The 21,213-nt window shown below is 36.6% G+C and carries 19 protein-coding genes; 8 read left to right on the top strand and 11 right to left on the bottom strand.

Features of this window, described 5'->3' with window-relative positions:
- Nucleotides 1–125: 125 nt before the first annotated feature.
- From K9M53_RS07460 to K9M53_RS07440, 5 genes are all read right to left on the bottom strand, one after another.
- The gene (locus K9M53_RS07460) at nucleotides 126–1,214 is read right to left on the bottom strand and encodes a chorismate mutase (protein ID WP_224019006.1); all 1,089 of its coding nucleotides are present in this window, start codon (nucleotides 1,212–1,214) and stop codon (nucleotides 126–128) included.
- 150 nt (nucleotides 1,215–1,364) lie between these two features.
- Entirely contained in the window at nucleotides 1,365–2,213 is an 849-nt protein-coding gene (locus K9M53_RS07455) for a prephenate dehydrogenase (protein WP_224019005.1), read from the bottom strand.
- A gap of 6 nt (nucleotides 2,214–2,219) precedes the next feature.
- The gene (locus K9M53_RS07450) at nucleotides 2,220–3,374 is read right to left on the bottom strand and encodes a pyridoxal phosphate-dependent aminotransferase (RefSeq protein ID WP_224019004.1); all 1,155 of its coding nucleotides are present in this window, start codon (nucleotides 3,372–3,374) and stop codon (nucleotides 2,220–2,222) included.
- A gap of 17 nt (nucleotides 3,375–3,391) precedes the next feature.
- A complete protein-coding gene (locus tag K9M53_RS07445) occupies nucleotides 3,392–4,252 on the bottom strand; it encodes a prephenate dehydratase (RefSeq protein ID WP_224019003.1) in 861 nt (286 codons plus the stop codon).
- Nucleotides 4,253–4,723: 471 nt separating this feature from the next.
- Entirely contained in the window at nucleotides 4,724–4,948 is a 225-nt protein-coding gene (locus K9M53_RS07440; protein WP_224019002.1) for a hypothetical protein, read from the bottom strand.
- A 144-nt stretch (nucleotides 4,949–5,092) separates the two neighbouring features.
- Between K9M53_RS07440 and K9M53_RS07435 the strand changes: the two genes are divergently transcribed.
- From K9M53_RS07435 to K9M53_RS07405, 7 genes are all read left to right on the top strand, one after another.
- On the top strand, nucleotides 5,093–5,656 hold the full coding sequence (locus K9M53_RS07435; RefSeq protein WP_224019001.1) for an RNA polymerase sigma factor: 564 nt from the start codon (nucleotides 5,093–5,095) through the stop codon (nucleotides 5,654–5,656).
- 11 nt (nucleotides 5,657–5,667) lie between these two features.
- On the top strand, nucleotides 5,668–6,771 hold the full coding sequence (locus K9M53_RS07430) for a S1C family serine protease (RefSeq protein WP_224019000.1): 1,104 nt from the start codon (nucleotides 5,668–5,670) through the stop codon (nucleotides 6,769–6,771).
- Between the two features lie 242 nt (nucleotides 6,772–7,013).
- Nucleotides 7,014–7,583 carry a hypothetical protein gene (locus K9M53_RS07425; protein WP_224018999.1) on the top strand — a complete coding sequence of 190 codons (570 nt, stop codon included), beginning with the start codon at nucleotides 7,014–7,016 and terminating at the stop codon, nucleotides 7,581–7,583.
- A 20-nt stretch (nucleotides 7,584–7,603) separates the two neighbouring features.
- On the top strand, nucleotides 7,604–8,794 hold the full coding sequence (gene uxuA, locus K9M53_RS07420) for a mannonate dehydratase (protein WP_224018998.1): 1,191 nt from the start codon (nucleotides 7,604–7,606) through the stop codon (nucleotides 8,792–8,794).
- Nucleotides 8,791–10,389, top strand: coding sequence for a glycoside hydrolase family 28 protein (locus K9M53_RS07415; RefSeq protein WP_224018997.1), 1,599 nt, complete (start codon nucleotides 8,791–8,793; stop codon nucleotides 10,387–10,389). Before uxuA ends, K9M53_RS07415 begins: the two co-directional genes overlap by 4 nt.
- Before the next feature lie 90 nt (nucleotides 10,390–10,479).
- Nucleotides 10,480–11,289, top strand: coding sequence for a hypothetical protein (locus K9M53_RS07410; RefSeq protein ID WP_224018996.1), 810 nt, complete (start codon nucleotides 10,480–10,482; stop codon nucleotides 11,287–11,289).
- A gap of 125 nt (nucleotides 11,290–11,414) precedes the next feature.
- Entirely contained in the window at nucleotides 11,415–12,350 is a 936-nt protein-coding gene (locus tag K9M53_RS07405) for an OmpA family protein (RefSeq protein ID WP_224018995.1), read from the top strand.
- Here K9M53_RS07405 and K9M53_RS07400 read toward each other — a convergent pair.
- From K9M53_RS07400 to K9M53_RS07390, 3 genes are all read right to left on the bottom strand, one after another.
- Nucleotides 12,334–12,585 (bottom strand): hypothetical protein, encoded by a 252-nt coding sequence (locus K9M53_RS07400; protein ID WP_224018994.1) that lies wholly within the window; start codon nucleotides 12,583–12,585, stop codon nucleotides 12,334–12,336. The two genes, K9M53_RS07405 and K9M53_RS07400, sit on opposite strands and share 17 nt — an antisense overlap.
- Before the next feature lie 121 nt (nucleotides 12,586–12,706).
- Nucleotides 12,707–14,203: a histidine ammonia-lyase gene (hutH, locus tag K9M53_RS07395; RefSeq protein WP_224018993.1), complete on the bottom strand. Its 1,497-nt coding sequence runs from the start codon at nucleotides 14,201–14,203 to the stop codon at nucleotides 12,707–12,709.
- Between the two features lie 5 nt (nucleotides 14,204–14,208).
- Nucleotides 14,209–14,538, bottom strand: a complete 330-nt coding sequence (locus K9M53_RS07390) for a DMT family protein (protein ID WP_224018992.1) — start codon at nucleotides 14,536–14,538, stop codon at nucleotides 14,209–14,211.
- 210 nt (nucleotides 14,539–14,748) lie between these two features.
- Here K9M53_RS07390 and K9M53_RS07385 point away from each other — a divergent pair, with 210 nt between their 5' ends.
- Nucleotides 14,749–15,723 carry a hypothetical protein gene (locus tag K9M53_RS07385; RefSeq protein WP_224018991.1) on the top strand — a complete coding sequence of 325 codons (975 nt, stop codon included), beginning with the start codon at nucleotides 14,749–14,751 and terminating at the stop codon, nucleotides 15,721–15,723.
- A gap of 112 nt (nucleotides 15,724–15,835) precedes the next feature.
- Here K9M53_RS07385 and K9M53_RS07380 read toward each other — a convergent pair whose 3' ends face one another.
- The 3 genes from K9M53_RS07380 to K9M53_RS07370 all read right to left on the bottom strand — a co-directional run bounded on the left by K9M53_RS07380 (nucleotide 15,836) and on the right by K9M53_RS07370 (nucleotide 21,212).
- Entirely contained in the window at nucleotides 15,836–19,330 is a 3,495-nt protein-coding gene (locus tag K9M53_RS07380) for a hypothetical protein (protein WP_224018990.1), read from the bottom strand.
- Between the two features lie 211 nt (nucleotides 19,331–19,541).
- Nucleotides 19,542–20,306: a succinate dehydrogenase/fumarate reductase iron-sulfur subunit gene (locus tag K9M53_RS07375; protein WP_224018989.1), complete on the bottom strand. Its 765-nt coding sequence runs from the start codon at nucleotides 20,304–20,306 to the stop codon at nucleotides 19,542–19,544.
- Between the two features lie 18 nt (nucleotides 20,307–20,324).
- Nucleotides 20,325–21,212: a glycosyltransferase family protein gene (locus K9M53_RS07370; protein WP_224018988.1), complete on the bottom strand. Its 888-nt coding sequence runs from the start codon at nucleotides 21,210–21,212 to the stop codon at nucleotides 20,325–20,327.
- Nucleotide 21,213: the final 1 nt, after the last annotated feature.

Raw genomic sequence — 21,213 nt, 5'->3', positions numbered from 1 at the left:
CTTTACGCCTTTGCGTGAATAATATTCGTTCAAATTAAAGTTGAATATTGATATGCCGTATAAGTGAGTGACACAACGATGTTGAATGCTCAACAAATGTCCGTCCCAAAACCTATACTAACATTTTATGAATTCATTACTTTATTCTGATGGTTGATCGATTCCAAATGGATCGCATCAAAATATTTAGAGATAAAGTCTTTGCTTAATCCCAATTTATCACCTTTAGCAAAAGCCTTTTCCAATATATCGTTCCAGCGATTGGTTTGTAAAATGGTGATATTATTGTCTTTCTTATACTGACCGATCTTATCTGCTACTTTCATACGCTGACCAATCAATGCCAACAATTCATCGTCAATATGATTGATCTGCTCTCTTAGTGTAGACAATGCCGTTATGAACTCTTCTTTATCCGTATTTTCAGAACGCCATACCAAATCACCTAACATTTCAGCCAAACGCTCAGGAGTAATTTGTTGTTTCGCATCGCTCCAGGCGTGATCAGGATCAATATGACTTTCGATCATCAAACCATCAAAATCAAGGTTGATACTTTGTTGTGCAATTGCCTGCAAAATATCTCTGCGACCGCCGATATGCGATGGATCGCAAATGAGCAACATGCCGGGGAAGCGACGTTTCATTTCGATCGGCAAATGCCACATAGGTGCATTGCGGTATTCTGTATTTCCGTAATTGGCAAATCCACGATGGATCATACCAATTTGTTTTACTCCAACTTTTTGTAAACGCTCGATGCCGCCGCTCCATAATTCCAGGTCAGCATTAATGGGGTTTTTAATCAACACCGGAATATCAACGCCACGTAACGCATCAGCAACTTCCTGCACGCTGAACGGGTTTACTGTTGTACGGGCACCGATCCACAATACATCTACATCAAATTGTAATGCATCTTCCACGTGTTTCGCTGTTGCAACTTCAACTGTAGTTGGCAAGCCGGTAACTTGTTTTGCTTTTAATAACCAAGGCAAACCTTTTACACCGATACCTTCGAACATACCCGGCTTGGTTCTTGGTTTCCAAATGCCTGCACGCAGCATATCTACTTTACCTGTGTTGGCAAGACGTGTAGCGGTTTCCAGCACCTGCTCTTCTGTTTCGGCGCTGCATGGACCACTGATAATTAACGGGCGTTTTGCCCACTTTTCCTGAACTAACTCTTTCATCGTTGATGTTTCTGTTTTCATACGCAAAAATAGTTTTTATTGTCTGAAGTTTGGTTTATAAATATTTGATTTGTTTACTCTTTTATTTCACACAAAGTGGACAACAAATACAAAGGAACTACGCTATAAATTTTGTGCACTTTGCTTTCTTTGTTTCGTTGCGTGAAACTATTATTTTATTATTCTTTTAATCTTATTCGCATTCTCCATCAATTCAGTAAGGTATTCCGCATTCTCTTTCTCAAGGCTTGCTTTGAATTTCCTTAACTGGCTGATGTGCTCATTCAATACATCCAATACATTTTCCCTGTTCTGCATAAATATCGGCACCCACATAGCAGGATTGCTTTTTGCCAAACGCACCGTGCTTGCAAAACCACCACCCGCCAATTCAAAAATCGCATCCTCTTCTCTTTCTTTCTCCAATACCGTATTTGCCAATGCAAACGAAGTGATGTGTGATATATGACTTACATAGGCTGCGTGCACATCGTGTGCTTTAGCATCCATATACACGAGGTTCATGCCTATTTTTTTGTAAATATCCTCTACGGTTGTTACCGCATCACTATCGCTTTTTTCTTTTTCGCAGATAACACACGCACGTCCCTCAAAAGCGCCGTGTACGGCAGCTTCCGGACCACTATATTCTGTTCCCCACATAGGATGCGTTGCTACAAAACGTTTTCTTTTTGGATGATCGGCAATGGCTTTACACAAAGCGTCTTTGGTAGAGCCTGCATCTAAAACAATTTGCTTATCGTTAATTATATCCAACACTTGCAATGTTGTATCAATGGTTGTATCAACAGGAATAGAAATGTAGATCAGATCACTTTTTGCAACAGCTTCTTTTAGAGGTAAGGCTTCATCAATCAATCCTAAATCCAATGCTCTTTTAGCAGAACTTTCGGAACGCGTTACACCAATTGCCTTTTTAGCAATGCCTTTATCTTTCATTGCTAATGCAAATGAACCGCCGATCAAGCCTACACCAACTATCGTGATATTCTCAAACATCAATTATTAATTGCTATTTTTAATTCTTTTGATTGCTTCTTCAAAACGTTCAATACTTCCGCACAAGCTCACTCTTATATAATTATCACCGGCATTGCCAAATATTCCACCGGGAGTTATGAAAACATTTGAATTGTATAGAACCTCATCTGCTAATTCGTATCCTGTTTTATATTTTGCAGGAATCTTTGCCCACATAAACATTCCTACTTGCGATTTGGAATATTCACAATTTAATAGATCCAATAACTCATATACTTTTTCTCTTCTTGAATTATATACTTTATTCACACTGTCGTGCCAATCTTTTCCTAAGCTTAAAGCCTTTGCTGCAGCCAGTTGCAGCGGAAGAAACATGCCACTGTCCATATTGCTTTTAAAACGCAACACTTCATCAATTCTTTCTTTTGCTCCAACCAAAACCCCTACGCGCCATCCCGCCATATTATGACTTTTGCTTAACGAGTTTAGTTCTATCACGATATCTTTTGCGCCATCTACACTTAATAAACTCAATGGCTCTTTATTTAAGATAAAGCTGTATGGATTATCGTGAACAATTAATATGTTATGCTTTTTACCAAAGGCAACGATCTTCTCAAATAAGGCTTTGCTACCATTTTGACCGGTTGGCATTTGCGGGTAATTCACAAACAGCAACTTTACTTTGCTCAAATCTCTTTTTTCTATTGAAGCAAAATCGGGTTCGTATTTATTTTCTTCTTTCAGATCATAATCAACGCAAACTCCGCCGGATAATTTTACTGCACTCCTGTAAGTTGGATAGCCGGGATTCGGCACCAATACTTCATCTCCTTCATTTAAGTAAGTCATGCAGATGTGCATGATACCTTCTTTGCTTCCGATCAACGGCAATATTTCTGTATCAATATTCAACTCAACATTGTACCATTTTTTATACCAATCAGCAAAAGCTTTGCGCAATACCGGAGAGCCTTTGTACGATTGGTACGCATGAACATTCGGTTTCGCACTTTCTTCATTCAATACTTTTATAACGTCTTCATGCGGTGGCAGATCAGGACTACCAATTCCTAAATTGATGATGTTCTTTCCTTGCTTATTTAACTCCTCTATCTCTCTTAATTTTTGAGAGAAATAATATTCGCCTATGCCTTCTAATCGTTTCGCTGTTGTCATCGTTTATTCAATAAGGTTTAATTCGATTGTTTTCCGTTTTTATATACCCCGTATATCTTTAATTCTTCTGTTGATCTTTCTACTTCCTTCATCACTGCATCAAACTGGCTGGTATTTTTAAATTCCATATCCGCATGAAAGCTATATTTAAAATTGGTACCCGCAATCGGCATGCTTTGCAGCTTGCTTAAATTAATATCTCCTTCAGCAATGATCGTTAAAACCCTTGCCAGGCTTCCCTTTGAGTGATCGGTATGAAAGCTTACCGATGCTTTATTGGCATTGTTCACCACTGAAGTATTGTCATTGCGTTGCAATATCAAAAAGCGGGTGTAATTATTTTTCTGTGTATGAATATCTTTTGCTGCAATTTCTAAACTGAATAGATCCGCTGCCAACTTTCCGGCTACGCCTGCAATATGTTTACTTCTATGCTGATGAATATGTTTTGCACTTAAGGCGGTATCTTCAGTTTCGATCAGTTTCCAATTGTGCTTTGATAAATAATCCATGCATTGCAAAATTGCCATCGGGTGCGAATGCACTTCTCTTATATCACTTAACTTAACTCCCGGGTTTACCAATAAATGTTGTTTGATCGGAAGATAAACTTCGCCAACAATTTTCAAAGTACTTTTTTGCAATAATGTATAGTTAGGTAAGATGCTGCCTGCAATAGAATTTTCAATCGCCATTACGCCGCCTTCACTTTCCTTTTTATTAGAAGCGATCTTTATTACATCTCTAAACGTAGCGCAAGGAATTACTTCAACTGTATTGCCAAAGTATTGGCGGGCTGCCATTTCGTGAAAGCTCCCTTCGTAGCCCTGTATCGAAACTCTTACTGACAAATCTTTATCGTTTTTCTCTTTACTCATTTTATTTCTCCGTTAAGCCCCTTTAGGGGTTTGGGGTAAAATAAAAAACCCCGGCTTTTTGAGCCGGGATTCGTTTATGTTAGTGTCTTTATTTTTTATTACTTAACAAAAGCTACCCGGCTACTTAGATAAAGTAGTAACCGTAGTAAAAGAAAGTATTTGCTGTTGTTAATTTCATAATGAGTTGCGAAAATAAATCAGAGAATTGAATTTGCCAATTTATTTTTAGATAAATTTAGATATGCAGTTAAGATTTATAAGCTATTGCTGGAATTGCAGAATAGCGATATCCCGCACAAGGGAGTGACACAACCGCTGTCTAATAGAACTACTACTGCAGGTAACAAAATCAACATACTACATAAAAAAATGTCGCTCCTAAGAATAGGAGCGACTTTAACGATTGCTTGCCATATGAAAAACTCTTATACGAGCCGGCTACTCAAACAAGCTATCTGTTGCCGGCTTAAATTATTTCTTAGTTGAATCTGCTGCTTTCTTAGTAGAGTCAGCTTTAGCAGCTGTAGAGTCAGCTTTAGCAGCTGTAGAATCAGCTTTAGCAGCTGTAGAATCAGCAGCTTTAGCAGTTGAATCAGCAGTTTTTGTAGAATCAGTTGTAGCTGGAGCAGTTGAAGCACCACCACCGCAAGCTGCGAAACCAGCAGCTAAAACGAAAGCAAATAATACTTTTTTCATTTTGTTTGAAATTTAAATGTGTTTAATTATATATAATTATGACGGTTAATACTGGTTTTAAAAAAAGGTAACCCGTTCTTTTTAAAATTTTTTTTCGTTTTTTTGGGTTACTATTACACAGTAAACGTATTAATTATTAGCCCGGTGAGCACAATAGAACAAGAAATTACATTACTAAAAGGACTGGCGCAAAACGACAGAACAGCTATAGAAACAATTTACCGGCAAAACTACGCTATGATTCAAGCACTTATATTGAATAACAGCGGCTCGGTAGATGATGCGAGAGATATTTTTCAGGAAGCCATGATCGTTCTTTATGAAAAAGCCTCTTCTGCTACTTTTGAACTAAACTGTCAGCTTAAAACATATATATATTCGGTTTGCAGGCGTCTTTGGCTTAAAAAGCTGCAACAACAGCAACGGTATAGTTTAAGCGTAGATAACCTGGAAGAAACGATACCTGTAGATGATGTAGTGGAAGAACATGAAAAGAAAAACACCGATTTTACCATGATGGACACTGCCATGAGTAAAATTGGGGAGCCTTGTAAGAGTTTATTGGATGCCTATTACCTGCAGAAAAAAAGCATGCAGGAAATTGCAGAAGAGTTTGGTTATACCAATGCAGACAATGCAAAAACTCAGAAATACAAGTGCCTGGTGAGATTAAAGAAATTATTTTTTGCTCAATATAAAAGCGAATAACGATGAATGAAATGCAGATTTTAGACGCTTTGGAACGCTACCTTCGGGGAGAAATGTCTCCACAGGAAGCAGCACAGTTTGAAGAATTGCGCAGAACCAATCCCGAAATAGACCAATTAACGGTAGAACACACCTATTTTCTAAACGAAGTAGAAAGATTTGAAGCCGTTAAGAATTTTAAACATGCCATCAACGAGGTTGAGGCTAAATTGACGCAGGAAGGCATAATCAATAAGTCGCAACTAAATGGCAAAGCTAAAGTTGTTTACTTATGGAAAAAATACAAACGCAATATTGCCGTAGCAGCTTCTATTGCATTACTGATCTCTTTATTCAGTTCTGGAATTATTTTTAATTATTCCAAAAGGCAAACAGACAGCACTTACGAACAATTGGTTGGTTTGATCAATAAAACGCAGCAACAGGTTAATGAAATAAAGATCGACCAGCAAAAAAGCAAGGTAAATGTTCCTGTAAAAGTTCAGCCTGATAATATTAATTATCGTGGTACCGGCTTTTTAATAGATGGCAGAGGATACCTGGTAACAAACTTTCATGTTCTCAGCAGAATGAAAAATATTTATGTTGAAAACAACAAAGGGGAATATTTCACTGCAACAGCTGTTTATACAGATAACACAAGCGACCTGGCAATATTAAAGATCGCAGATACTTCTTTTAAAACTATCAACAGTATTCCTTACAGCATAAAGAAAAGTAATGCTGATCTGAGTGAGCAATTTTTTACATTAGGTTTTCCTCGTAACGAAGTAGTGTATGGCGAAGGTTATGTAAGCGCTCAATCGGGCAATGACGATGATTCAACAGCTTACCAGCTAAATGTTTCTGCAAATCCGGGTAATAGCGGCGCTCCCGTTATCAATAAAAATGGCGAATTGATCGGTATCATTACTGCAAAAGATTCTAAAGCTGACGGTGTTGTATATGCAGCTAAATCAAAAAACATTGTACGTATTATAGATGAACTGAAAAGATCAGATACATCCAGCAATCAAACTATCAAGATTCCTTCCGGCACTGCATTAAAATCGTTAGACAGAGCACAACAGGTAAAGAAAATGCAGGAGTTTGTATATATGGTTGTAGGCAACTAATAAACATATTCCCTTACATAGAAGAAATGCGCTGTGATAAATACATGGCGCATTGTTTTTTTAGGGGCTGTTAGCTTTTCATCTTAATTCAACAACAGTTCCTGCTTTCGCTGCAAGTCCGCCACGCTCCTTACACACAAACCCTCAGCGGGCTTTTCGCTCAATCAGGCAGCCCGTCAACTAAATCTTAAAATGGTAACAATATGGCGCAACATTAAAATGTATAGCTAACTTTATAGTTAATGAAGCGCTGGTTTAAATTTTTGAAATGGTTTAGCTTGTCAATTCTTTTTCTCCTTGTATGTGGATTGATTTTTCGTGGGTTTTTATACCGGCATTTCTTTTTCTACAAAACCATAAGCCAAAGAAGCACCTATTCAGTCTCTGATAAAAAACTGATCAGTTATATCGACAGTGCTTCTATCACATTCAAACCCGAAAGTATTAAAGACATAATTGACTTTTCATTGAAGCTCACTGCAGAAAAGCTACAATTCAAAGAAGCTAAAAATGAAAACGACCCTAATAAACTTATCACAAGCAACAATGCACATTGCGTTGGGTATGCCGCCTTTTTTTCAGCTATCTGCAATTATCTTCTGCAAAAATTTAATTTTAATGAAGATTGGCATTCTATACCGCTGGTGGGTCAAATTTATTTTTGTGGAATCAATATTCATCCTTTTATACACTCTTCTTTTTATAAAGACCACGACTTTGATGTTATCGAGAATAAAAAGACGGGAGAAAAATATTATACGGATCCAACGATCAACGATTATTTAAAAATAAATTATGTAACAGGGTCATAACGATCCTCCTCTTAACAGATATGAGCTCCATTTATTATTCCATGCAACAAACCATGCGCTGGTTTGGTCCAAATGATGTAGTTAGTCTATCGGATATACGACAGGCGGGCTGTACCGGTGTTGTAACGGCATTACATCATATACCTAACGGAGAGGTATGGACGATGGAAGAAATAAACAAACGCAAACAGGAAATAGCTGCCAACGGGATGGAATGGGCAGTAGTGGAAAGCTTGCCGGTGCATGAAGATATCAAAACACAAACCGGCAATTTTAAGCTATACATTGACAACTATAAACAATCTATCCAAAACCTGGCAGCCTGCAGCATAAAGATCATTACTTATAATTTTATGCCGGCGTTGGACTGGACAAGAACGGACCTGGCTTATACCCTACCCAATGGCGCCAAAGCCTTACGATTTCAAAAAGCCGCTCTTGCTGCCTTCGACATCTATATTCTAAAAAGAAAAAATTCCGAACTTGATTATTTACCTGCTGAACTAACAAAAGCCAGAATGCTTTTTGAAAGATATACTGAAGAAGAAAAATCATTACTTCAAAAAAATATAATAGCAGGTTTACCGGGTAGTGAAGAAAGTTTTGATCTGACCAATTTTATTGCTGCTATAGAAAAATACGGCAATATTAGTTCCGGCAAATTGCGTGAACACCTGATCTACTTTCTTCAGCAAATTATTCCGGCAGCAACAGAAGGCGGTGTAAAAATGGCCATCCATCCTGATGACCCTCCGTTTTCCATATTAGGCTTACCAAGAATAGTAAGTAATACAAATGACATTGATCTTTTATTCAACGCTGTTCCTGCTACTAACAACGGGCTTTGTTTTTGCACCGGTTCATTGGGCGTAAATAAAAATAATGATCTGCCTGATATGATAAAACAATTCGGAAACAGGATCCATTTTATTCATTTACGTAATACACGACGTAATGATGATGGCGATTTTTTTGAAGACAATCATTTGGATGGGGATACAGATATGTTTGCTGTTATAAATAATTTAACTGAAGTAATGCAACAACAAAAATGCAATATTCCTATGCGCCCGGATCATGGGCATCAAATGCTCGACGATCTTAAAAAGAAAACCAATCCGGGTTATTCCGCTATTGGCAGATTAAAAGGTTTGGCAGAATTACGCGGGCTGGAAATGGGTATCATTGAAAGTAAAAAACGATCACTATGAAAAGACTGTTTCAAATTACTTTGTTTTGTTTAAGCTCCGCCACTGTTTTATCGCAAACTTATAATATCCTTAATTATGGAGCAATTGGCGATGGCAAAGTTTACAATACCAAAGCTATACAAGCTGCTATTGATGAATGCTCACAAAAAGGCGGACAGGTTATTATTCCAAAAGGTATTTTTCTTACAGGCACAATATATCTTAAAAACAATGTAACGATCAATCTGGATAAAGATGCTGTTATTAGAGGAGGTTCGTCTTTTGCCGACTATCCTGATAATAAGGTAAGTTTCCCAAATTACTTTACGCATTTTCCTGATGGAAGATCGAGAAGCAATAAAGCATTGTTCTTTGCAGAAGATGTACACAACATAACATTTACAGGCAAAGGAACGATTGACGGTAATGGCAAAAGCCCTGAATTTAATTTAGGTGATGAAACCAATTCTGCAAAAAGCTGGGAACGTCCCTGCGGTTTGCTTTTGGTCAGTTGCAAAAAAATATTGGTAGAAAATATTCATTTAACTTCTTCTGCTTATTGGATGCAGAATTATTTGAATTGTGAAGAAGTAACCTTACGCGGATTGAACGTTTACAATCATGCCAATCATAATAACGATGGAATGGATATTGACAGCAGAAATGTATTGATCGAAAATTGTACCATAGACAGCGATGATGACGGAATCTGTTTTAAAAGCCACAGTCGATATAATATCTGCGGCAATATCATTGTAAGAAATTGTACCATTGCGTCCAATTGCAATGCCATAAAGTTTGGCACTACTTCTATCGGCGGCTTTAAAAATATTTTTATTTATAACTGTAGTATTAAAAAGGCAGCCGAAAGCCCCATTTTCAACTGGCAAAAAAAATGGCATGGAATTGACATACCCGTTTCCGTTATATCCGGCTTAGCCATTGAAGCTACTGACGGTGCTGCTATCGATAATATTGCTGTTTCCAATATCACTATGAAAGATGTTCAAACCCCTATTTTTATAAGGCTGGCCAATAGAGGCAGAAAAGAAGTAGGTGATACTGCTATAGCTCCGGTAGGTAGTATTAAAAATATTGCTATCAGCAATATCAATGCGTCAAGCCATAGTAAAATGGCTAGTTCTATAACAGCCTTCCCCAATCATTATATAGAAAATATAAAGCTTGAAAATATTTCAATAAAATGTTTAGGAGCAGGAAATGAAGAAGATACTTCTATTCAACTTACGGAAAACATTGCAGCCTATCCTGAAAACAGCATGTTTGGAGATACGTACCCTGTAAGCGGATTTTTTATTCGCCATGTAAAAAATATCATCCTTAACAATGTTTCTTTAAAATTAACTAATCCCGACTCTCGTCCTGCTGTAGCTTTTGATGATGTACAGGGAATTAAAATAAACAAGATCATATCCGATCTTCCTCAAAACAAAACACCCTTGATCAAATTAATCAATTGCCAACAGGTTTCTATAGATGCTCCTATTTTAAAAACTAACATGTCTCCTTTATTGCAAACATGCAACACCAACAAGAATGAAATTACACTTACTCATTTTAAATCATACGATGGCTGGTTAAAAGAATGTAATTAGCGAGTGCCGTTATTCAATCGTTAATTAACTACACTGTTCCTATATAAAAAAAGGCGGTGTCTAATTTTACCCATCTAAAATTAAAAGGCAATGAAATATCTTGGAAGAATAGCAATAGTTATCTTGTTTTTCTATACTATCAGCTGCTCACATAAAACATTCCCAACAGACTCTTATCAGCAAACCAAAGTTACCATAGATGGTGATCTAAGCGAATGGAGTAAACCATTGCGCTTTACCAGCACAGAAGGACAAATACAATATGATGTTACCAATGATGACAAGAACATCTATATAAGTTTTGAAACAAATGATGATATTACTGCTACCAAGATCCTTCGTTCCGGTGTAAGCATTTACTTCGATGTTACCGGAGCAAAGAACAAAAAAACATATTTCACTTTCCCCCTGACTAACAGTGAATTTTCTCCAATGAGAAAACAAATGAATAATGGAGACAGTTCTTATCGAAAAGATTACAGGCAAGTTCTTTTTTCAAAAGATAGTATTTACAGTACAAACGGCTTCTATAATCTAAGTGATGGGCGATATAACATTTCTGATCAAAGCAAGATACAAGTTGCTATCAAACCGGATCCGAAAGGGCTTGGTTACGAAGCTGCCATTCCTTTAAAATATATTTTTGGTGAAAATGAAATCTCAAAACTAAGCGTAGGCATTATCGTTAATTCAATGAAAACAGAGATACAAAACAGGAATACCGGTTTTACTCCATCTCGTGGCGGAGGACGTATGGGCGGCGGGGGAAGAGGTATGGGCGGTATGCGTGGCGGCGGCGGTAGCTTTCACAGAGAAACAAGTGTACAACCTGGTTCTGGCAAAACCGATGATGCAAAAGAAGATGCCAGTTGGTACACGTTCAAATTGTCGGCAAAATAATTTGTTATTTTATAATTGCAACAGATCACAAAGAATATAAATTCTTTAACGCTATAGAGTTTGTATCTCTTTAATGATTTAGAATAATCAATCTTATCTTGCGCTTTGTTTAAACTATAAATTAAATGAAGAGCAAGATATTTTTTACATTAGCCATTTTATTTACAATATGCCGAACGACGGCATCACCTGTTATTCATGCACATTATCTTCTATTAAAGAAAGTTTCTTCTCATCAATCTATAATATTATCGGGTAATGTAAAAGATGAGGCAGGGCAGGCATTGCAAAATGTTACCATTTTGTTTGATACTACTGTAATGACCGTTACAGATGCCGCCGGTAATTATAGTTTTGAATTAGCAGAGGTTACACCCGCTGCTCATAGAATTTATTTTCAAAGTGAGGGATATGTTACAGTTGTTCGTTCTTATTATCCTGCTGCAGGTTCCACTACTTATAATATTGTCTTACGTGGACAATTTGGGAAAACAACGCAAGCCGTTATTAAGCCGGTTACTAATAACAATTTAGCCTTACCTGTTGTAAAAGATACTTTAAAAAGGGTAAGCGTTGTTACTCAACCGATAAAATCTATTGCACAACCAATAAAAAAAGACAGTATTAAAATAAGCACTCCGAAAGAAAATATAATTAAGCCTGCCAATAAACCAACTGTTGTTGCTGTACCTCAAAATAACAATTCCCAACAGGTAGAAACTACCAACAGTGCCGCTATTATTAATAAAGACGCTATTTCTACAGCCCCTCTCGATTTTCCTACCATTTTATTTAAACCAAATATGACGGCTTTAAATGCTTTATCAAAAGCATTTTTAGACAGAACAGCACAACTGCTGATCCAAAATCCCGACGTCAATGTTGATATTAAAGCGTATGCACTGGAAAGCAAAGTAAATTCATCGCTTGTTGAAACAAGATTGAATAACGTTATTAATTATCTTATACAAAAAGGCATATCTGTTTCCAGGTTAAATAAAATAGTAGTAGCAAATGGCGGTGACGAAAATATTATTGACATCATTACTTCCAAACAATAAAAGGCCAATACCTGTAAACAAGCACTAGCCTCTGATCAACCTGTATCCCTTTACTACTAAGAAGGTTTTTTTGTTGAATCGGTGTAATTTTCATGCTGTCTGTTGCATGCGGAATGCTATCTTGTGAAGTACGATACACTCCTGCACTTTTAATAATAGTATGTGCTCCTGCTTTCATTAAAAAAGAGTAAGACACAAACAATAGGACAGCAAGGAACAAAATTTTGTTTCTCATAACCAGGTGTTTAATATGTGAAAGAATTGATAACAGTTTGCAAATCATATGCCAACCACCTGTTTTGTATCGTGGAATATTTTCTACACACATTTAGTAACGGGAATGAATAAACGAAAAGCTAATCAAAAGAATTGGAACGAAGAAATTCTATCGCTTTCATAATATCATTGTGCAATACTCTGTCAGCATCATTAAAGCTAACCTCTTTTCTAAATTCAGTTGCGAGCTTTTCTATAACAGGTGAACTTTTTAATGGCTTACGAAATTCCAATGCCTGCAATGCCGTAAGTAATTCTATTGCTAAAATCTTTTCCACATTATTGATTATGCGTTTACACTTGGTTGCTGCTGTAGCACCCATGCTTACATGATCTTCCTGGTTGTTGGAGGATGAAATGGAATCAACACTTGCCGGCGTGCACAATTGTTTATTTTCACTTACCAAAGCAGCTGCAGTATATTGAGGTATCATAAACCCGGAATGCAGTCCGGAATTTTTAACTAAAAACATAGGCAGGTTATGTTGTCCGCTGATCAATTGATAAATTCTTCTTTCAGATATACTGCCTATTTCGCTCATAGCAATCGATAAAAAATCCAACGCCAGTGCCAACGGCTGTCCATGAAAATTTCCTCCATTCAATATCAGGTCATCTTCAGGAAAGATAGTAGGGTTATCGGTTACCGAATTAACTTCTTTCATAAAAATACGCAACACATATTCAAAGGTATCTTTTGAAGCTCCATGCACTTGCGGGATACAACGAAAAGAATAAGGATCCTGTACTTGTTCTTTTTTTTGTGCAGCTATTTCACTTCTTTTTAAAATAGCCCGCAAACTGGCAGCAGTATTCACCTGTCCTTTATGCGAACGTAAAGAATGTATTTTTTCATGTAAAGGTTCGGTGGAACAATCAAATGCATCAAAGGAAATAGCAGCAATCATATCTGCCCATTCCAATAATCTATCAGCCTCTATTAAATTATGTAACCCATAAGCACTCATGAACTGTGTGCCGTTTATCAAAGCCAATCCTTCCTTACTTTTCAATTCAATATTTTGCCACTTAAATTTTTTATAAATGTCTTTCGGATCGTATCTCTTTCCTTCATGATTTACTTCTCCAGATCCAATTAATGGCAAGCACAAATGTGCTAAGGGCGCTAGGTCTCCACTAGCGCCTAAAGAGCCTTGTGTATAAATTACCGGTAACACATCATTATTATACATTTCCATCAACCGCTTCACCGTATCTATTTGAACGCCGGAGTTTCCATACGTTAATGATTTTATTTTAAATGCTATCATCAGCTTCACAATATCTTTAGGTACTTCTTCCCCTACTCCACATGCGTGAGATCTTAACAAATTCTCCTGTAATTCCTGCAATTGAGCTTTATCTATTTTCACATTCTGCAAAAAACCAAATCCTGTATTGATCCCATAAAACAGCTCTCCTGTTTTTTCCAGCTTTTCATCCAGGTACTCACGGCAACGCGTAATCTTTTCATGTGCATCAAACGTAATAGAAACCAATTGATCGTATTCCAATAAATTTTTTATTTGTTGAAAGTTCAATGGGCTTTTATCGAGCGGCAGATAATTATAACTCATGATTATTATTTTTTAAACATAAAATATACGGCTCCCATTAAGAAAGCATAGCTTACCAAATACCTCCAATGAAATGCTTCTTTTAAATACAGCATTGCAAATACAGAAAAAACAATCAACGTAATTGCTTCCTGAATGATCTTTAATTGAAAGCCATTAAACCCGTTAGTGTAGCCCCACCTGTTAGCAGGCACCATAAGGCAATATTCAAAAAAAGCGATTAACCAGCTAATAACAATTACCTTGAACAATGGAGCGGAAGTGTGCCGGAGATGCCCATACCATGCAATCGTCATAAAAATATTGGAGGCAATAAGCAAGAAAATAGTGCGCATAATTGAAAAAATTAGAAAGATATAGCCTGTTTAGAATTAATGATTTGCAATAATCAGGCTGTTTTATTAAATAAATATATTAAAAAGATACAATTTTTGGCATGATTTTGGAAATTGCGTAGCCGTCATCCCAAAAGGCTACAAATTATGCATGAAAAATAGTTGGAAGCCGATTTTATAATATTGTAACCACCTAAAACCTTACTTAACATGGCAGAAAATTCTCCAGTAAATGAAACCGTTCAACCCCCAAAGTCAAACACCCGTTCTGTAGTAGTTGGTGTTTTAATCGTTGCTTTACTAGCAACATGGGGTTATATCATTTATGATAAAAGTGAAAAAAACCAGATCATACAGCAAAAAGACAATAAAAATATGACCTTGTCTGCTGAAAAAGATTCGCTGAAAAAAATGTATGATGAGGCTTCTGATAAATTTGAAAATCTTAAAATGGTGGATGCTAAAAAAGACAGCACCATTACTATAAAAGATCAGGAAATTGCCCAGCAAAAAGCAAGAATTCAAACCATATTGGGCAAATCTAATGCAACAAAAGAAGAGTTAGCAGAAGCTAAGACGTTGATCGCTTCTCTTAATGCCAATATCACTTCTTACAAAATGCAGGTTGATTCATTACAAGGTGCTAATGCACAGTTGACTGTAGAAAAACAACAAGTTACTTCTCAACGTGACGTTGCATTAAAAGACCTGGATTCCACAAAACAGGTAGTAAAACAAAGAGAGGATGTTATTGACATTGGTTCTACTTTACACGCCTCTAATTTCAGCATTTCCGGCATTGACGATAAGGGTAATGGTAAAGAAAAACAAACTACCAATGCAAAGAAAGTAAACAAGCTTCGCATTGCGTTTGACCTGGATGAAAATCTTATTACACCATCCGGCAACAAAACATTGTATGTTGCTATAACAGGACCAGACGGTAAAACTATTTCAGTAGAAAGTTTAGGTTCTGGCTCTTTTACAAGCAGAGAAGGACAGGATGTTAATTACACACAAAAGATTGATGTAAACTATATTCAGGCAAAACGCCAAACGGTAAGTTTTGATTGGAAGCAAACTGATAAGTTCACCATCGGTGATTACAAAATACAAGTTTACAATAACGGATTTAAGATCGGCGAAGGTGTAACACACTTAAAGAAAGGCGGCTTGTTTGGATAAGCATCTTATTCCAAATTGATAATATAAATAAAAATGTTCCAACAATGTTGGAACATTTTTATTTACTACCAATGCTATCATTACAGGTTTGCATTAATAAATTACAAGTTGATCACAACAATGCTCTTAATGTAGCTCTTCCGGTATGGATCACCCTATCTGTTCCAGGTTTTCTTCCTTCGTATTGCACTGTTATTTCAATATTTCCGGCTAATCGTTTGGTGTATGAAAAGTTCCATAAATAATTTTTACCGGGTAATAAACCATTTAACATTACATATCCTGTAGTAGAATTTTCAGAACCTGTTGAATCAGAAGCAAAACTGATATTATTTAAAGAAAATTTTCCGTTAATGGTACTGTTGGAAAGCACATTATATTTCACTTCTGTTGTTAATGCACTATTGCTTACACGTTCATTATAGCCAATGCTATTCAGCTTATCATCATAACTATAAGAAAAAGTAAGCCTGAAATTGGATCTATACACGTAACTGATGGACGGCTCAATTTCTTTTTCATCTATGTTATAATTGCGATTTTCAAATTGCGGCGTATTTAACTGGTTCAATATAGAAGTTAGCGCAACACTTGATGTGAAATTTTTGCCAATGTTCCATCTTGTTTTAAAATTGAGGGTACGCAGCTTGCGGCTCTCAAAGCCATAGGTAAGCAAAGATTTATTATTGTTGATGCTATGAGTAATATCCATTCCCCATATAGTGCTGGTACGATTAAAAAACAAAGTATTAGAGAGAAATGAACTTAAAGTCAGCAAACTTGTGTCAACCAGCTTATTGTCAAAGGGATTGAAATCAAAATTTCCATTAGAAACATTCTTTTTATTTACCTGCAATGCAGATGCAGTACTTATACGGGATAATATTTTCTTTAATCCTTTTGCATTACGTGGATTAATTAACAATTGGGGGGTAAGATTAAAGCTATAATTGAATTGCACATAATTAGCCGTAACATATTGGTTGGTTGGCGTATTAATGCGAACATACTTTGCCTGGTCCGGAAATAATGCAATTTCAAATTCATTCAATTCAGGAATACCGTCATTGTTATAATCTGTCCAGGCATATTGCCCCTGCCCTGCCGGTACTTCAATGTAGGAGTATTCCAATTTTTGTTCCTGTCCCGAGCCGATCTCATATAAACAACTTCCGGTTAAAAAGCCTTTCCAATTATTGAATATATATTCTGTACGTTGCAGTAAGCTTTTATCCTCTTGTTGGCCGCTTATAGCAGCATTCACAACATGCAAGTTCCTATAGGTAATATTGAACTTTAACTGATTTCGTTCATTCTTCAATAATTCAGCTGTGAAATTAATATTGCTGCTTCGATTGGCTGTCTGCAATTTAGATTGATATAATAATTGATCATCTCTCGTAAAAAAAGTAATTGACCATTTGTTTGGTTTAGCCTGGTCGCTTTTAACGTATGCCTGCCAAATATTAAAAGCAAAGCTTCCGGCATTTAATGAGTCCGGTGCTTTATCTGTAAGCCTGTTATATTCTCCTGAATAACCTGCACCCAATGAAAGATTTTTAAAAGACCTTAACTGTTTTGAAATAGAAACAGTCGGTCGCAAATAAAAATCTTTTTGTAAAGAAGTAGTGGTTGTAGTAAGACTAACCTGGTCACTTATTGTCCAGCTTTTAACTGCCATTGAATGTTGCAGTATTTGTTGAAATCCATTGAATGTATCGCTTCTGTTATAGTTTGTAATTTGATAGCTAAGTCTATTATTGGCTTTATCGCTGATCTGCAAGCCCACATTGATCAATTGCTCATCGGCAGGATTTGCATCAAAGGGCAAACCCCAGTCCCTGTTAAACTCAACCGAACGAAGCCGTTGAACGGGCTGGAATTTACTTTGTACAAATTCATATCCCAACTGGGTTTGTAGTTGAAATTCTTTTTTAAATAAGTTTAGCTTTTTACCATCGTTGGTCAATTGCAATTTGGCTGCTACCCCCTTATCATTGCCTTTATCTTTTTCAGAATACAGGTTGATATCATAATCACTCAATGCAAATTCAGTTTTAAGCGCCGTGTTCTTATTTATACTATAGTCTACCCCTAAAGAAACGATCTGGCTTTTCTTCGGTGTCACCAATAATTCAAAAGCCTCGTAATCGCCTTGCTTATTATTATTGGCATCAGGTGCTACCCACGTATATACTTTACCGTTAGTAGCCGTATTTAACTGTGTATAATTTCCTTTGCCGGGACCTAAATAAGAAAAAGAAATACTATACAAGATATTGGCATTATCGGAGCTGTTCTCATAAATAAGTGCATGTTGTGTTCCATTATAGATCGTATCAACTTTTTTATACAATATTTTACCAGCCGAAAAAGTATCCACCGCTTCATATGGATAATATGCATTGCCGATATTATCACCAATGTTTGATAAAAATTGTTTTTCGTCCGCACTCAGCACCTGGTTAATAGGTGAATTTTTAGCATCCTGGTTTGAAAACAAACCGATGCTTATTGCCAGCTTTTTATTGATCGTCAATTCATCATTTAAATAAAGATTGGAGTTCAGGTAATTTCTGTCAGAATATTCAAATTCTACCTGGATACGTTTATCTTTCGTTACCATTCGCTTAGGCGTAAACGTTACCTCTGCTGTATTATAATTAATTACATAATCCTGGTCTTCGCCACGCTGCAACAGTTCGCCGTCCATAAAAACCTTTTCGGTACCTGCCAATACCGTAAAGTATAGTTCATTGTTGGCGCCTTGCAGTCTATATGGTCCTTGATTTCCTTCTACAGGCGTAATTACATTTCGAGTAAATTTTCCTTTTGCGATAGAACCACTTACCAATAATGAGTTGCTTATATTTTTTGACAGCTTATTATCAGTTATAAAAGAAGCTCCTTGTAGACGTTTATAAAAATTTAAGAAGTAACTTTTGCTTTGACGGATGTCGATATCTCCTAAATTCAATTGCCAGCCATGCTTACGGACCTGTATATATATTTTGTCAAAGTCTTGCAGGTTTTGTGTATTGCCATCAGGTTGTATAGGAATGTTATTATCGGTAATAGCAGCAGACAATTGCAGGCTATCGCCGATATACCCGTTTAACTGCAGGTTTAAGCTTGAGGTAAGCACTGCATCCTGGTTATTTCCAAAAGAAATTCCTCTGCCGAAACTACCATTGTAATTGATATTGCCGAAGTCTAATAAAGACCCATTTTCTTTGTTATTATAGTTGAATGAAAAGGGTTTTTCTGCAATAAAATTATCTCGCACGCTATCAAAATTAAAATGCTGCACTACTGCGTTTAATTTATAAGGAAAAACCCGGTAAACAACTTGTACACTATCCGCCTGAGGACGCTTTAGCCAGGTTATTGTTGCGTTTACCTCATCTACCTTATATAATCCTAAGCTTACTCCACGAACAATTAGCGTTGATGGCACAATACTTAGAGAATCTACTTTAACTACAGGATTTTTTGTGCTGATATATTTTAAACGAAGGTTGGAAAGTGGAGACGGCTTTGTTTGTGCCTTTATTAATTGCACACTCAATAACAGCAATACCAGAAGATATTTTTCTTTCAGTCTCAAAAGAGATTCTTGATTTCTTAATTATGGATAAAGTTAATGTATAAATAAGAGGTTCGATAGGCAGTTATTGCTGCACAAAGATATGCGGTAGAAGTGAGTCCCGGTGTATGAGGATTAAAATAACAAAACGCTTAGTTGAAATGGCAATCCTGACCACAAAAACAAAACCCTCCGCACTGCGAAGGGTTTCAACTATTATTTTAAAAAATCTTTAATCGTTGCTTTTCAATTCAGCTGCCAAATACTCACGATTCATTCTTGCAATATTGGTCACAGAAATTCCTTTAGGGCATTCTGCTTCGCAGGCATAGGTGTTAGAGCAGTTACCAAAACTTTCTTTATCCATTTGAGCAACCATATTTAATGCTCTTTCTTTTCTTTCCGGAGCACCTTGTGGCAATAATGCCAGGTGAGAAATTTTAGCACTTACAAATAACATGGCACTGCTGTTTGGACAAGCTGCCACACAAGCACCGCAACCAATACATGCTGCTGCTGCAAATGCTGCATCTGCCTTTTCCTTTTCTACAGGCAAGCAGTTTGCGTCCTGTGCATTACCCGTATTTACCGATATATATCCGCCGGCTTGTATAATTCTATCGAAGGATGTTCTGTCAACTACCAGATCTTTGATCACAGGGAAAGCTACACTGCGCCAAGGTTCTACTACAATGGTATCGCCATCTTTAAATGCACGCATGTGCAATTGACAGGTCGTATTTTGAGCCCATGGTCCGTGTGCTTTACCGTTAATGTACATGCTGCACATACCGCAAATACCTTCGCGACAATCATGATCGAAAGCGATCGGGTCTTTGCCTTCATGAATCAAGGTTTCGTTCAAAACGTCAAACATTTCCAGGAACGACATTTCAGAAGAAATATCCTTTACCTGGTATGTTTCAAAACCACCATTGTCTTTGCCGTTTTTTTGACGCCAAACTTTTAATGTGAGATTCATGTTGTAATGTTCCATAATCGATCTTCTTTATTTCTAAATCTTTTTATAATTTCTGTATTCAAAAGGTCGCCAACCAAATGTTTGCCATAAAAAATACAGCACTTTATGTTTTAGGCTTTTAAAATTTTTCTTTTTACTATCGGTCACAAAATCCCAATTCTCTGCACTCACTCTTTTCTGCATTACTGCAGGATGTGTTTCCGTAAACTCCATCACACTATCTACTTTCGAATAGTCAAATTTATTATCAGGCGTTGCTATTTCCTTTTGCCACTTTTCCTGGAATTCTTCCGAATGATATAGATTACCTGAATTAATTACTTTTTTCATCATCGTTGCCGGATCTTTTACCCAGCCGTAATGATATATATAAGCATTGATCAGCTTTACATTTAATTTCCGATCATCATTGAACCGAAAACCCTGTGCATCTTTATAAGAACGGATATGTTTATCATTTCTTATAACACGAATTTCTTTGGTGTACCATTTTCTTCCATCGCCAATATACCTGTAGCTGCCAAAAAAATGAGTATAATGAAATAACAACCCTTCTATCCTTTTATCATCCTTGTATTTTTTCATTGCTTCCAAAATAACCGGGTGATATTTTTCATGCACTACTTCATCTGCCTGTATGTAAAAGAGCCAATCTGAATCTGCGGCTGTTGCATCTAATGCTTTATTTGTTTCCACCGCCAGCACCTTTCCACCTTCTCGTAAACTATCGTCCCAAACGGAATGAATGATCTTTATTTTGTCTGAATGGATAGATGCTATCAATTCATTGGTGTTATCATCCGAATTGCCCAAACAGATCACAAACTCATCTACCAGCGGCAATATCGATTGTATGGATTCAACAACGGGATAACTATATTTCACCGCATTTTTTACAAAGCTGAATCCGCTTACTTTCATT

Origin of the sequence: Ferruginibacter albus, assembly GCF_020042285.1 — a bacterium.
GTDB classification, from domain to species: Bacteria; Bacteroidota; Bacteroidia; order Chitinophagales; family Chitinophagaceae; genus Ferruginibacter; species Ferruginibacter albus.
This window is presented reverse-complemented; position numbering and strand designations above follow the sequence as displayed.